The organism is Acinetobacter tandoii, assembly GCF_008867985.1.
GTDB classification, from domain to species: Bacteria; Pseudomonadota; Gammaproteobacteria; order Pseudomonadales; family Moraxellaceae; genus Acinetobacter; species Acinetobacter tandoii.
On the sequence record NZ_VXLD01000003.1, the window covers coordinates 167,273 to 181,474 of the forward strand.

A 14,202-nucleotide genomic window follows, 5' to 3' on the forward strand; every position below is an offset into this window, starting at 1 on the left:
ATAACTCATTAACAATCCGTATCTGTAAACGGCTATACTGACCACCAATTAGTTTGCCATTAGCTCCTATTAAAACTTACTTGTTATGAAAAAGCTATCTTGTTCAGGCCGTGTTCATCCATTTTTTTTGATCATAATTATAGTTTTGGTCGCAATTCCTATGGGGTTTTATGGCATGTATCTCTATATTGCCCCCTCTTTGCCTGAAATGAGCATCTTAAAAAAGGCTCCTTTATTAAAACCATTACAAGTTTATAGTGCAGATCAGCAACTTATTGCAGAATACGGTGGCAAACTTTCTGTTCCAGTTGAATATGATCAAATCCCAACTACATTTATTCATGCTTTTTTAGCTGCTGAAGATTCAGCTTTTTTTGAACACAGTGGAATTAGTTTTAAAGGCTTAGGACGAGCAGTGAGTGAGAGTATTACAGGCTCGAATGTGCAAACGGGTGGCTCGACCATTACCATGCAAGTGGCAAAAAACTATTATCTGAGTCCTGAACGCACACTCAAACGCAAACTGACCGAAGTTTTCCTCGCTCGAAAGATTGAACAAAATCTGAGTAAAGAAGAAATTCTGACGCTGTACGTGAACAAGATTTTTTTGGGTAAAAATGCCTACGGCATTGCGGCTGCTGCAAAAATTTACTACAACAAAAATTTAGAAGATTTAAGCATCGCCCAAATGGCCATGATTGCGGGCCTTCCCAAAGCCCCTTCAAAATATAATCCCGTTGCTAATCCTGAGCGTGCATTAGAACGTCGCAACTGGATTCTGGGGCGTATGCTTCAATTGGGGTATATCAATCAAGAGCAATATCAAAATGCGATTGCTGAACCCATCAACCTAGATATGCCCGAACGCGGTATCAGCAATCAATTCCCCTATGTCGGTGAAATGGTCCGCGCAGAACTAGTCAGTAAATTTGGCGAACAAGCGATTGATTCTGGCTATAAGGTCTACACCACGATTAATAGCCAGCGCCAATTATTTGCTGAACAATCTGTACAAGATGGTTTAGAAGCCTATGATCGACGCCATGGTTGGCGTGGTGCCGAAGCACACGATAAAGATTTAAAACAATTTACCGCTTATGCCAATACCTATCCTGCCAAAGTCAGCAAAGTGAATGACAACTCTTTCGAAGCCTTTATGCAAGATGGTTCCACGGTAACTGTTCCTTGGTCGGGAATGTCTTGGGCACGCCCCTATCGCAATGCCAACAGCGTCGGGCCAGCACCCAGTCGTGCTTCTCAAATTGTCAAGGTCAAAGATATTGTTCGCTTAAGACCGAATGCAGACAAAACCTCATGGTCGCTGGTACAAATCCCGAAAGTCCAAGGACAACTGATTGCATTAAATCCAAATAATGGTGCGATTGAGGCTGTCGTCGGAGGATATAATTTTTATCAATCTAAATTTAACCGAGCTTTACAAGGCTGGCGTCAACCTGGTTCGACCATTAAACCCTTTGTCTATGCTTTGGCTCTAGAACGCGGTATGACGCCTTTTACCATGGTTAATGATAGTCCTATTACTATTGGCAAATGGTCACCCCGAAATTCAGATGGGCGCTATCTGGGCATGATCCCATTGCGTCGTGCTTTATATTTATCTCGAAATACGGTCTCAGTACGTTTACTCCAAGCTGTCGGTATTGAGCGTACTCGCCAATTGTTTATGGATTTTGGTTTGCAAGAAGATCAAATTCCAAATAACTACACCATTGCCTTAGGTACACCACAGGTCCTACCAATTCAAATGGCGACAGGCTACGCCACATTTGCAAACGGCGGTTACCGTATTCAACCACATTTTATTGACCGTATTGAAGATGCCTATGGCAAAGTCATTTATCAATCCAATCCAGAATATGCTTGTATTGAATGCATTAATGCAAAAGATGATATATCTGATTCGGCAGATCCTGTGACACCTGACGATGAAGTGATTGAGGTCACCAATCAAGCTGCTGAAGCCAAAATCAGTGAACCAAGTGCGACCAATCCAGAATACCGTCAAGCACAACGAATTTTAAAATCTAGCTCTGCCTTTGATATGGCTAACATTCTTAAAGATGTTATCCAACATGGTACAGGGCGTGCAGCACTCAAAATTGGCCGTGATGATTTGGGCGGAAAAACAGGAACCACCAATGATGCCAAAGATGCTTGGTTTGCAGGCTTTAATGGCAAATTAGTCACAGTCGCGTGGGTCGGATTTGACCAACCTGCAACCTTAGGTCGACGTGAGTATGGTGGCGTTGCCGCATTACCAATTTGGACCAGTTTTATGGACAACGCGTTAAAAGGCACACCATCGGCGTGGGTACATTTTGACAAAGATGCTAAAGCGCCTACATTACATAACGAAACCCAATTTATTGAGGGCGAGACCAAAAAAGATTACCGCTCTTCACCACCATTGGCTCAGCCGTTATATCGCCCTAAACCAGCCGCTCCTGCACGTGCTCCTGAGCGTGACTTTGATGATTTGCCTGATGATGAAGCCTTGGTTCCAAGTAATCAAACTCCTCCGACAATGCAACCGAATGCTCCAAGTAAGAAATCAGATGCCATTGAACATCTGATTGATCAATTTCAATAATAGACTTACGCAATAAAAAGCCCTTTTCAAAAAGGGCTTTTTATTGCTTTATTTCTTTTGGAATAAATAGAGTTGGAATTGTGCAGTCACTTTAAATTCAACTAAAGCTTCTAAGGCATTCCTGCGCTCTACTTTCGCCTTGTAAGCATAAGGGGTCATTGCAATCAAATTTTTAAGCTGCTGCTGTGGCAGTGTTAAATCTGCACTCACCACTTGCGAATCAACCAAGTCGAAGTCCTGCGCCAACTGCTGCACAAACTTATTCGGCTCATGTGGCTTCACCTCTTCAAATAAAGCCTCTCGAATAGCAAATAAGTGTTCAGGTGCTGGTGTGACCACCAACAAATACCCTTTATCCTTCAGTACACGTAATATTTCTTGCTGAGGAATTGGACTAAATAAACTGCTGCACAAATCAATAGACTGATCTAATACAGGCAAAGTCGCCCCCGTACCCACCACCCATGTCACTTCCGAATTCAATTTAGCCGCTACTTGCACTGCATTTTTCGCGATATCGACACCGACACATTGCAACACCTCTGTTTGCATCGCATCAGTGTAATAACCTTCACCACAACCAATATCCAAAAGATTTTCAATGCGCAGTTGACGTAGTTTTTCAACCACAGCTTGCTGTAAAGGTGCATAAAACCCTGCACTTAAAAATGCACGTCGCGCTTGTACAGATTCAACTGTATCTCCAGGGGTTTTACTGTGCTTGTGTTGCACCACATGTAAATTCACATAACCCTGTTTAGCTACATCGTAACTATGACGATTCTCACATTGCCACGTCTTTTCAACCAAACTTAATTTCTCACGACATACAGGGCACATGAGTAGATTCATCATATTCTCCAAAAATTGCCCATAAAAATAAAAAAGGTCGGCATATGCCGACCTGATTTTCACGGATTTTGCTTAACGCAATTTTAAGGTCATTAGCCCCAAAACCACCAGCATAATTGTGATAATCCAGAAACGAATCACCACTTGGGTTTCACGCCAGCCTTTCTTTTCATAATGATGATGTAAAGGTGCCATCAAGAAAACGCGTTTATTTCGCATTCGTAACGAACCAATTTGCAGGAATACCGAAATTGCTTCCACCACAAAGACACCACCCATAATCGCAAATACGATTTCTTGACGTACCATGACCGCAATCGTACCTAGCATCGCTCCAAGTGATAAAGCACCAACATCACCCATAAATACTTGTGCAGGATGCGCGTTATACCAGAGGAAAGCCAAGCCTGCGCCAATCATAGCAGCACAAATCACCACCAATTCAGACGAATATTTTACATAAGGAATATGCAAATAATTGGCAAAACGAACATCACCCGCCAAGTAAGCAAATACACCCAAACCTGCAGCAACCAAGACAATTGGCATAATCGCCAAACCGTCCAGACCATCCGTTAAGTTGACTGCATTAGAGGCTCCATTAATCACCAAATAGGTAAAGAGAATAAATCCAATTCCTAAAGGAATAACCGACAATGGAATACTGAGATTCTTAAAGAATGGGATGAGAAGATCCAGCATATTTGCAGTATGAATTGGATTATCTTGTTGTTTGGCAATTACATACAATGCAATTCCCGCACCTAAAGAGGCAACTGACGTCCAGAAAAATTTCTTTCGTGCTGGCAAACCCGCATTGTCTTTATAACGGATTTTAATCCAGTCATCTGCCCAACCCACAGCACCAAAAATCACCATCACGCCCAAAACAATCCAGACATAAGGATTTGATAGATCTGCCCAAAGTAAAGTGGAAATCCCAATCGAAAGTAGAATCAGTACGCCACCCATGGTTGGCGTACCCATCTTTTTGGCATGATTTTCAGGAGCATACGTACTCACAGCCTGACCATATTTTAACGCTTGCAACTTACGAATCATTACAGGCCCAAGCACCAGCCCAATGGAAAGTGCGGTCAAAACACTGAGTAATGAACGTAATGTTAAATAGCGTACTACTTGGAATGAGCTGTGATAGCCCGCAAGCTGTTCAAATAACCATAACAGCATTTTAGAGTTTCTCCATCAAGTCAGTCATTAAGGTTTCCATATGGGTATAACGAGAACCTTTGAACAGGAAACTCATCGACTGGGGTTGATGTGTTTCGACTAAACTAATTAAAAACGGTAAGGCTTGTTCTTGATTCAAGAAGGCCTGTAATTTTTTACCATATTGGGTACTGCGCGCACCTTCTTGCGTTGCAGGTGAGAATTCACCGACCGCCACCACAAAGTTAATGCCTTTGATCGAAACCAAATCACGACCCAACATATAGTGTTGCTGTGCCGCACTTTGACCCAGCTCGCCAATATCACCAATCACCATCACGCGTATACCCTCTTGCTGTGCAAGCACTTCACCTGCTGCACGCATCGAAGTAGGATTAGCATTGTAGGTATCATCAATGAATAAATAAGGTGCTTTCTGAATAAAATTCAGGCGACCTTTAGCACCTTGCGCTTGCTCAAGACCAAGTACGATGTCATCTAAATCAATACCGATCGCTAAGGCAAAAGCCACCGCAGCAGTTGCATTCTGCACATTATGCTCACCTGCAAAGGGTAAATTCACGACTCGCTCACCTTGTGGTGTATGCAAATTAAAACGTGCAGATTGTGGTTGTAACTCTACATCTGAAGCATAGACATCACCACCCTGACCAAAACTCAATACGTGCTCTGTTTGCACGACTTGGCGAATCTGATCGGTAAAATCGTCAGCTGCCGGCACAATGGCTGTACCTGTCGGTGCAATATGGGCATAAATTTCAGATTTTGCACAACAAATGCCTTCACGTCCGCCAAACTCGCCCAAGTGTGCTGTACCAATATTTAGAATACCTGCTACATGGGGTTGAACCAATTGTGAAGTGTAATCAATTTCGCCTTGGTGGCTTGCACCCAACTCCATAACAGCGTAACGATGCTCTGCACGTAACTCCAACAACATCATCGGAACACCCAAATCATTGTTCAAATTACCGCGTGTAATTAAAGTTGGCGCAAGACGCGATAAAATACTACCAAGCATTTCTTTGGTCGTGGTTTTACCACTACTGCCTGTCAAAGCAATCACTTTTAAGTTTTGCTGTTGCGAACGTCGATAAGCTCCCAAATGCCCTAAAGCCAAACGCGTATCAGGCACGACCAACTGACAAATATCAGCATCTACAGGATGACTGACAATTGCTACCTCGCAGCCCTGCTGCACAACTTTCACAACAAAATCATGTGCATCAAAACGCTCACCCTTGAGCGCCAAAAATGCATCACCGTGTTCCGCATGACGTGAATCAGTCAAAATTCGTTTAATTTCACCACTTGGCTGCCGATCATGCAGCCAATAGCCTTGAGTTGCTTCTAGTAATTCTGTCGCAGTCCAAGGTTCTAAAGGAACCGTACTGGTGGTTGAAGTATGCATCTTAATTTCCTATTGCGCGGGATATGCTGAATTTGTGGCGAGCTGTTGTGCATCAATCGCCGCCTGTACTTCAACCACATCATCAAACCAGTGACGAACACCTTCAATTTCTTGATAGTTCTCGTGCCCTTTGCCCGCGATTACGACAATATCACCTGCTTGTGCAGTTTTTACCGCAAATTTAATTGCTTCACGACGGTCATGTATCTCATGTACCACATGGCCAGAGAAATCAATACCTGCCTTCATATCGGCAAAAATCTGTTCAGGATTTTCCGTCCGTGGGTTATCTGAGGTTAACAGCACCACATCTGCACCATTTAAAGCTGCTTGAGTCATCAGTGGGCGTTTCCCCCGATCTCGATCACCACCACAGCCAAACACCGCCCATAAATTCTGCTCTACATGACGTTTTAGAGTAGTTAAGACTTGTACCAAGGCATCTGGTGTATGTGCATAATCCACTACAAACAAGCGCGCATTATCACGAATCACCTGCATGCGTCCCGGTGCACCTTTGAGCTGAGGGACTGTTGCAATCAACTGCGCCAAATCAAAGCCTGCTTGTTGCGCCACAATCAAACTTGCCACTAAATTTTCGATATTAAAATGTCCAAGCAGTGGGCTTTGTACTGTGAACTGGCCTTGAGTGGTCATCAAACTAAAGTGCGCGCCAGACAAACTATATTCAATATCTTGAACTTGATAATCTGCGGCTTGCGTCATGGAATACGTCAAAATCTGCGGTTTTGCTGGATTAGCTTGTGCTACGGCGAGCATGATAGGCGCATATTCATCATCAAGATTAATGACGGCTACTTTTAATGAGGTGAATTGGAATAGTCGAGCCTTCGCCTCAGCATAGGCCTCGAGCGTACCGTGATAATCCAAATGATCACGACTTAAATTGCTATACGCTGCTATTTCAATTGCGCAACCCGTTAAACGACCTTGCTCTAAACCATGCGAACTTGCTTCAATCGAAGCAAATTTTGCACCTTGTTTCGCATAACCATGCAAAGCATTTTGCAACTGCAAGGCATCCAAGGTGGTATGTGAAGAGCTTTCCAGATGTGGAAGTATGCCATTGCCTGTAGTACCCATCACTGCGCAAGGTTGTCCTTGCAAGATCAACAATTCTGCAACCAAACGTGAAATTGTCGTTTTGCCATTTGTACCTGTCACAGCCAAAATCTGTAGTGCTGCGGTTGGCGATACCGCTTGCAAATATTGTTTTTGCCATGTGCCCATTAAATGACGCACATCAGGCACCACTAAACTTGGAGAAAGCCCCAGCTCAGTTTCACTAATAATAGCCACAGCACCTTTGTCCAATGCTGCTTGAGCAAATTGCACAGTTTTTTCAGGCTGGCTCAAGCTATTAAGGGCAATAAAAATTTGCCCTGCTTGCACATAACGGCTGTCTAAACAAAAGCCTTGAAAAGGTTGATTCATCCATCCAGCGATCTGATCAGAAGGATGCAGTTCTTGAAATGTAATTGACATTTAGCACCTATTACTGGATTTTTGGTGTGTCTAAAGGCTTATCTAAAGGCACATTCATTAAACGGAGTGACTCTTGCATCACTCGAGCAAAGACAGGTGCAGCAACTAAGCCACCATAATATTGACCTTGCGGATTTTCCACGACTACAAAAATAGCGAGACGTGGATCACTCACAGGCGCAACCCCTGAAAATAATGCACGATATTCTTTTTCCGAATAACCTTTACGGTCCGCTCGTAATTTATGTGCAGTCCCTGTTTTACCCGCTACACGATAACCCGGTATATTGGCTTGACGTGCTGTACCACCTGGTAGTGTCACCGCTTCCATCATCAATAACACTTGATCGGCAATTTTCGGATCAATCATTTGTTGACCTTTAGGCGGTTCTTCTAACTTATACAGGCTAAGTGGAACTTTTACCCCATGATTGGCTAACATGGCATACGCATCGACCATTTGCAGTACAGTTGCGTTAATCCCATAACCATACGCCATGGTCGCAACCTCAGATACATTCCACTTGCTTGGTGGAAGCACCATACCTGAACTTTCACCCGGAAATTTGACTGCTGAACGCTGACCAAAACCCACTCGCTTTAAAAAAGTCGGTAAAGTTGCATAAGGTAAAGATAAGGCAATTTTCGCCACACCCACGTTAGACGATTTCTGAATAATCCCTGCCAAAGTCAGTTGTCCGTAGTTATGAGTATCACGAATAGTATGGTTACCTACTCGCATAGACCCTGGCGATGTGTTCACTACGGTTGTTGGCATATATTTCCCTGTTTCCAATGCCATAGCCACTGTTAATGGTTTCATGGTTGAACCTGGTTCAAACATGTCTGTTGCACCACGGTTACGCATGGCATCTTTGTTTGCCAAACCATTTTTATCATTTGGGTTATATGATGGCCAACTGGTCATCGCCAAAATTTCACCCGTTTTTACATCTACAGCAATTGCCGATGCCGAACGCGCATTGTTGGCTACACCCGCGGCAGTCAGTTCACGGTATAAAATATATTGCAGGCGTGAATCGATACTCAGGGTAATATTTTCCCCTGACTCCACCTCTTTCACGATCTCAGGGTCTTTTACACGGTTGCCCTTCTTATCACGTACCACTTGCTGCTCGCCATCCACACCCGCAAGGCGTTTGTTGAGCTGCATTTCCAAACCTTCAATCCCGACACCTTCACTATTGGTCAGGCCGATAATTTGTGCATTCGGCTGTGGCTGCGGATAATATCGCTTATAATTTTTTTCGGTATAGACGCCTTGGAATTCGCGCTTTTCAATCAACTCAGCCTGCTGTGGCGGAATTTCTTTTTGTAGCACTAGATAGCGAGAGCGAGGGCGTTCATATAGTTTTTTCTTAAGCTCTGCCCGATCCATTCCTACAGCATCGGCCAACTCATCCAGATTAAGGTTCTTTTCTGGCAATTGTCGCTTTAATTTTCGGTTATGCGGATCTTTCGCCAATTCAGCAGTAATTTCATCAAATAATTTTTTATTATCAAAATAGTCACGTGGATCAATCACGACTTTCATGACAGGGGTACTGATTGCCAAAGGCACACCATGACGATCATAAATCACGCCACGCATTGCTTTGAGTTTTTCAGTCCGTAAAATATTGGCATTGGCTTTATTTTGTAAAAAGTCACGGTTAATCACTTGCACATAGAATGCACGACCGACCAATGCCAAAAAGCACAGTAACACCACAGCCCACATCAGATAAAAACGCCACATCTCTACACTAATGGCATTTTTACCCGTAATTGACTGCTGTTTTTTACGTGGTTGCTTAGTCTGCTTGTCTACCATATACAGCTAGCCTTATTTATTTTCATCTGAAGTCATTGGTAAAGAAATCACAACCGTTTGTGCGGCAGGCGGAGAATACATACGTAACTGAGTCACTGCACGAGTTCCAATTTGTGCGGTTGCACCAAAGGTCTGCTGCTCAATTAACAATCGCCCCCACTCGGCATTTAAGTCATCGCGCTCGCGCATAAATGAACTTAACTCACGATAGTCATGTCGATATTCAAATACCTGAAAGACCACCATAATTGCACTAATGAAAACCAAAATTAACAGGCAAGCATAAGTGATATATTTTTTCGTCCGAAATTTTTCCGCTTTCTTTTCGACTGCTTCAGTTTTCATTGTTTGCCTTTTAAACTAAGCGTTCCGCAACACGAAGCCAAGCACTTCGTGAACGTGGATTGGCTTTCACTTCTTCTTCACTCGCACGCACACGTGCAATTTTTTTCAAACGACGGGTATCTTGCTGTTGTTGTGGTAGACCCCATCCTGTGTCTTCTGCCAAAGTCGATTCTTTTTGAATAAATTGTTTAATCAGTCGATCTTCTAAGGAATGGAAACTAATGACTGCTAAACGACCTTCTGGTTTTAACACCTCAACCGCTTGAGGTAGGAAAGCTTCAATATCTTCTAATTCTTTATTAATCGCAATACGTATTGCCTGAAATGTACGCGTTGCAGCATGTTTATTTTTTTCCCACTTTGGATGTGCTACTTTTACAATTTCTGCCAACTGACGCGTGGTATCAATTTGACCTGCTGCTTTAATTGCTTTAGCGATGCGACGGCTATAACGCTCTTCACCATATTGGAAAATCACATTCGCTAAAGCTTCTTCCTCAATCTGCATCAGCCATTCTGCCGCAGTCGGTCCTTGCGAGTTATCCATACGCATGTCCAAAGGACCATCCTGCATAAAGCTAAAACCACGTTCAGCCTGATCTAACTGCGGTGAAGAAACCCCTAAGTCTGCCATGACACCGTCGACTTGCGTTAACCCTAAATTGGCAAGCTCTGGCTGTAAATCTGCAAAACTAGCATGAATAATGTGAAAACGAGAATCTTCTGCTGCCAATTCAGCCGCCACTGCAAGCGCTTGTGGATCTTTGTCGAAAGCATAAACTTTCGCATTAGCGTCGAGTTTTGAAAGCAATAATCGGGTATGTCCCCCTCGACCAAAGGTGCCATCGACGTAAATTCCTGTATTTCGGCCTGCCAATAAGGCATCCACAGTTTCATGAAGTAATACAGAAATATGAGACATAACAGTGCAATCAAAGTACCAAAAATTTAACTGCACATTATTACCTTGTTTTAGTAAAGCTCCAAACGTCTTTTTGTAGGGAAATATTACTTTCTATAGAGAAAACCGTTTCTATTGTATTCACCAAGCAAAAAAAGCCTCTGGTCGAGACTTTTTTATACAGTTTTAAGCTATCTTAATTGTTTTGATTATAAATCTGATCAAAGATCGCACCATTTACAAAATGTGTTTGTTGCGCTTTTGCCCAACCACCAAATACATCACCAATCGTGAATAATTTGATTTTTGGAAATTGGGCTGCATACTTGGCTGCTGCCTGTGCATTGCGTGGACGGAAATAGTATTTTGCTGCTAAATCTTGCCCCTTCGGGGAATACAAATAATTTAAATACCCTTTGGCTAAGTTGCGATTGCCATCTTTATCAACGGTTCGATCAACAATCGCGACTGAAGGTTCCGCCAAAATAGAAATCGAAGGATAAACGATTTCAAACTCGCCTTTACCCAAACCTTTCGTTGCCAACAAAGCTTCGTTTTCCCAAGACAGCAACACATCACCTATGCCACGTTCAGCAAAGGTGGTTAAAGAACCTCGCGCGCCTGAATCTAAGACTTTGACATTGTGATACAGGTTTTTGACCAACTCACGTGCTTTGGCGTCATTGCCTCCAGGTTGTTTCAAGGCATAACCCCATGCCGCCAAATAAATCCAACGTGGTGCTCCTCCTGTTTTTGGGTTAGGCGTAATAATTTCTACGCCCGGCTTTACCAAATCATTCCAGTCTTTAATATGCTTAGGATTGCCCTTACGCACCAAAAAAACGACGGTTGAAGTATAGGGAGCCGAATTGTTTGGAAATTCTTTTTGCCAATTTTTATCAATATAACCTACCTTCACAATTTCATCGATATCGTTGGCCAAGGCCAAAGTTACGACATCGGCTTCTAAACCTGTTGCCACAGCGCGTGCCTGCTTGCCAGAGCCCCCATGAGATTGTTTAAATTCAATGTCCTGACCCGTGCGCTGCTTCCAGTATTGACCAAATTCCTTGTTGTACTCTTGATAAAATTCGCGGGTCGGATCATAAGATACATTCAAGAAACTTTTTGCTGCAAAGACGTGCCCCGAAACCCCAGCTAAAAACGCAATTCCTAATGCAAAGAGAGATTTATTCATTTTTGGACTCTAATGACTGTTTTTTGCACTATATTTTTAATAAACAGTTTTCACAATCATGTGGCTATAAGCATTTATTCATAGTTTTTCTAATTTTCAGATATACCAAATGTTGCAATATATACAAAGAAAGATGCTGAAATCATTTCATGAAATGGTCTAAAATTTGTCACAATATTACAATCTTCATGATGTCTTCATATTTATTTGTTAAAACAGCAAGACATCGACATTACTGTAACAATGATGCGTAGAATCGCTTAGATTTTCTTATCTTTTTGTAAAAAGTGTGACGTAAGTCTACTTTTTTGTTTCTAAAGATGTTTAAATTGTAGCTATAGTATGTAGAACACTATTTTATAAAAAAGTTCTCAACATATTGAGTTAAAGGGGAATTCGAGATGAACTTACACTATTTTCAAGCTATTTGCCTCAGCCTTGGCTTAGGTCTGATGGCACAGACTGGTCATACGGCTGCCATTAAAGCAACCATGAATAAAAGCGTTGCCTCTGAAAAAGTCTCTTTGATTGAGAAAGCTCTCAATCAGCAAAAGCAAGGTGACAATTATTTGCAGACAGACAATAACTTGAAGATGTTGACCGCAATTAAAGTTGCACCTACACAAAGTTTCTTTGCTACACAGAACGAACGCTTCTCTCGTTTCTTACAATCAATTTTCCCGCAAAATAATTCCTAATCTAAACTACCAATTTCCCCCCTTAAAAATTGGTGTAAAGCTCAATCACAAATGTTGAATTTAGCATTAAGTGATTGGGCTTTTTCGTTATAATAGCCTCAGTTTATCTTTTGAAAATATTGTTATGACTATTCGTACCCGTATTGCTCCCTCCCCTACAGGGTTTCCTCATGTAGGAACTGCCTACATCGCGTTATTTAACATGTGTTTTGCTAAAAAACACGGCGGCGAATTTATCTTACGTATTGAAGATACCGACCAACTTCGCTCAACGCCTGAATCTGAAAAAATGATTTTAGATTCTTTACGCTGGTTAGGTTTGAATTGGTCTGAGGGACCAGACGTGGGCGGACCTCACGCACCTTATCGCCAATCGGAGCGTATGCATATCTACAAACAATATGCTTTAGATTTGGTTGAAAAAGGTCATGCCTTCTACTGCTTCGCCACGGCTGAAGAACTAGATCAAATGCGTGAAGAACAACAAGCACGTGGCGAAACACAAAAATATGATGGCCGTGGCTTAAAACTCACCCAAGAAGAAGTGCAACGTCGCCTTGCAGCGGGTGAACCACACGTAATTCGTATGAAAGTACCTGAAGAAGGCGTGTGTAAAATTAATGACTTATTGCGCGGTGAGGTCGAAATTCCTTGGGCGCAAGTCGACATGCAAGTGTTATTAAAAACCGACGGCTTGCCAACTTATCACTTGGCAAACGTGGTTGATGATCACTTAATGGAAATCACCCATGTGCTTCGTGGTGAAGAATGGTTGCCATCTGCACCAAAACATCAGTTACTTTACCAATATTTTGGTTGGGAAATGCCAACTCTGTGCCACATGCCATTGTTGCGTAACCCAGACAAATCAAAACTGTCTAAACGTAAAAACCCAACCTCAATCAATTACTACCGTGACATCGGTGTATTGCCTGAAGCACTCTTGAACTACTTGGGTCGTATGGGCTGGTCAATGCCTGACGAACGTGAAGTCTTTACCTTAAATGACATGGTTGAACACTTTGATGTGAAACGTGTGTCTTTAGGTGGTCCAATTTTTGATGTGGAAAAACTTAATTGGCTGAATGGTCAATGGATTAAATCCCTCACTCCTGGTCAGTTACTCGATCGTCTGTTGAGCTGGAAAAGTGACCGCAACACCTTAGAAGATATTGCAGCCGCAATTCAGCCACGTATTCACTTGCTCTCTGAAGCTGTGAATTGGGCAGGTTTCTATTTCAATCATATGCCTCAAATTAGCAAAGAACAGTTTGAAAGCAAAAAATTGACTGAAGAACAAGTGCGTCAAAGTTTACAGTTTGCCATTTGGCGTTTAGAAAGCCAGTTCACATGGAATAATGACACGGTGAGTCAAATCCTGATGGATTTAGCCAACCAGATGAACATTAAACTCCGTGACTTCATGCCGACTTTCTTTATTGCGATTGCAGGTTCAACTTCTTCGACTCCAGTCATGCAATCGATGGTGACTTTAGGTCCAGACTTGACCTTCGCTCGTTTACGTCATGCACTAGAAATTGTGGGTGCACCGAGCAAAAAAGAAGCAAAAGTATGGGAAAAACTGAATGAAAGCCTGAAATTGCCGAAAAATGATGCAATTGAACAAGCCTAATTAAATTAGCTGTTGACGTGTG

The 14,202-nt window shown here is 42.5% G+C and carries 11 protein-coding genes; 3 read left to right on the forward strand and 8 right to left on the reverse strand.

Annotation, left to right across the window (positions count from 1 at the left end):
* Positions 1-85: 85 nt before the first annotated feature.
* Positions 86-2,611 (forward strand): penicillin-binding protein PBP1a, encoded by a 2,526-nt coding sequence (gene ponA / locus F4W09_RS06890; protein ID WP_151504398.1) that lies wholly within the window; start codon positions 86-88, stop codon positions 2,609-2,611.
* A gap of 48 nt (positions 2,612-2,659) precedes the next feature.
* Here ponA and F4W09_RS06895 read toward each other — a convergent pair whose 3' ends face one another.
* The 8 genes from F4W09_RS06895 to F4W09_RS06930 form a co-directional block, all read right to left on the reverse strand.
* A complete protein-coding gene (locus F4W09_RS06895) occupies positions 2,660-3,463 on the reverse strand; it encodes a putative RNA methyltransferase (RefSeq protein WP_044739698.1) in 804 nt (267 codons plus the stop codon).
* A gap of 72 nt (positions 3,464-3,535) precedes the next feature.
* The gene (gene mraY / locus F4W09_RS06900; protein WP_151504399.1) at positions 3,536-4,654 is read right to left on the reverse strand and encodes a phospho-N-acetylmuramoyl-pentapeptide-transferase; all 1,119 of its coding nucleotides are present in this window, start codon (positions 4,652-4,654) and stop codon (positions 3,536-3,538) included.
* A 1-nt stretch (position 4,655) separates the two neighbouring features.
* The gene (locus tag F4W09_RS06905) at positions 4,656-6,065 is read right to left on the reverse strand and encodes a UDP-N-acetylmuramoyl-tripeptide--D-alanyl-D-alanine ligase (protein ID WP_151504400.1); all 1,410 of its coding nucleotides are present in this window, start codon (positions 6,063-6,065) and stop codon (positions 4,656-4,658) included.
* A gap of 9 nt (positions 6,066-6,074) precedes the next feature.
* The gene (locus tag F4W09_RS06910; protein ID WP_151504401.1) at positions 6,075-7,571 is read right to left on the reverse strand and encodes a UDP-N-acetylmuramoyl-L-alanyl-D-glutamate--2,6-diaminopimelate ligase; all 1,497 of its coding nucleotides are present in this window, start codon (positions 7,569-7,571) and stop codon (positions 6,075-6,077) included.
* Positions 7,572-7,581: 10 nt separating this feature from the next.
* Positions 7,582-9,405, reverse strand: coding sequence for a penicillin-binding protein PBP3 (gene ftsI, locus F4W09_RS06915; RefSeq protein ID WP_151504402.1), 1,824 nt, complete (start codon positions 9,403-9,405; stop codon positions 7,582-7,584).
* Positions 9,406-9,417: 12 nt separating this feature from the next.
* On the reverse strand, positions 9,418-9,750 hold the full coding sequence (gene ftsL / locus F4W09_RS06920) for a cell division protein FtsL (RefSeq protein WP_016168716.1): 333 nt from the start codon (positions 9,748-9,750) through the stop codon (positions 9,418-9,420).
* 10 nt (positions 9,751-9,760) lie between these two features.
* Positions 9,761-10,672 (reverse strand): 16S rRNA (cytosine(1402)-N(4))-methyltransferase RsmH, encoded by a 912-nt coding sequence (gene rsmH, locus F4W09_RS06925; RefSeq protein ID WP_151504403.1) that lies wholly within the window; start codon positions 10,670-10,672, stop codon positions 9,761-9,763.
* A 175-nt stretch (positions 10,673-10,847) separates the two neighbouring features.
* Positions 10,848-11,849: a sulfate ABC transporter substrate-binding protein gene (locus tag F4W09_RS06930; RefSeq protein WP_104441384.1), complete on the reverse strand. Its 1,002-nt coding sequence runs from the start codon at positions 11,847-11,849 to the stop codon at positions 10,848-10,850.
* A gap of 401 nt (positions 11,850-12,250) precedes the next feature.
* Here F4W09_RS06930 and F4W09_RS06935 point away from each other — a divergent pair, with 401 nt between their 5' ends.
* Both F4W09_RS06935 and gltX read left to right on the forward strand, forming a co-directional pair.
* Positions 12,251-12,547, forward strand: coding sequence for a hypothetical protein (locus F4W09_RS06935; protein WP_016168719.1), 297 nt, complete (start codon positions 12,251-12,253; stop codon positions 12,545-12,547).
* A 124-nt stretch (positions 12,548-12,671) separates the two neighbouring features.
* Positions 12,672-14,180, forward strand: coding sequence for a glutamate--tRNA ligase (gene gltX / locus F4W09_RS06940; protein ID WP_104442317.1), 1,509 nt, complete (start codon positions 12,672-12,674; stop codon positions 14,178-14,180).
* Positions 14,181-14,202 lie beyond the last annotated feature (22 nt).

Coding starts and splice junctions, on each gene's coding strand:
- F4W09_RS06895 (WP_044739698.1), bottom strand. CDS start 3,463: ATGAATCTACTCATGTGCCCTGTATGTCGTGAGAAATTAAGTTTGGTT.
- F4W09_RS06935 (WP_016168719.1), top strand. CDS start 12,251: ATGAACTTACACTATTTTCAAGCTATTTGCCTCAGCCTTGGCTTAGGT.
- F4W09_RS06905 (WP_151504400.1), bottom strand. CDS start 6,065: ATGCATACTTCAACCACCAGTACGGTTCCTTTAGAACCTTGGACTGCG.
- ftsI (WP_151504402.1), bottom strand. CDS start 9,405: ATGGTAGACAAGCAGACTAAGCAACCACGTAAAAAACAGCAGTCAATT.
- gltX (WP_104442317.1), top strand. CDS start 12,672: ATGACTATTCGTACCCGTATTGCTCCCTCCCCTACAGGGTTTCCTCAT.
- F4W09_RS06910 (WP_151504401.1), bottom strand. CDS start 7,571: ATGTCAATTACATTTCAAGAACTGCATCCTTCTGATCAGATCGCTGGA.
- mraY (WP_151504399.1), bottom strand. CDS start 4,654: ATGCTGTTATGGTTATTTGAACAGCTTGCGGGCTATCACAGCTCATTC.
- F4W09_RS06930 (WP_104441384.1), bottom strand. CDS start 11,849: ATGAATAAATCTCTCTTTGCATTAGGAATTGCGTTTTTAGCTGGGGTT.
- rsmH (WP_151504403.1), bottom strand. CDS start 10,672: ATGTCTCATATTTCTGTATTACTTCATGAAACTGTGGATGCCTTATTG.
- ftsL (WP_016168716.1), bottom strand. CDS start 9,750: ATGAAAACTGAAGCAGTCGAAAAGAAAGCGGAAAAATTTCGGACGAAA.
- ponA (WP_151504398.1), top strand. CDS start 86: ATGAAAAAGCTATCTTGTTCAGGCCGTGTTCATCCATTTTTTTTGATC.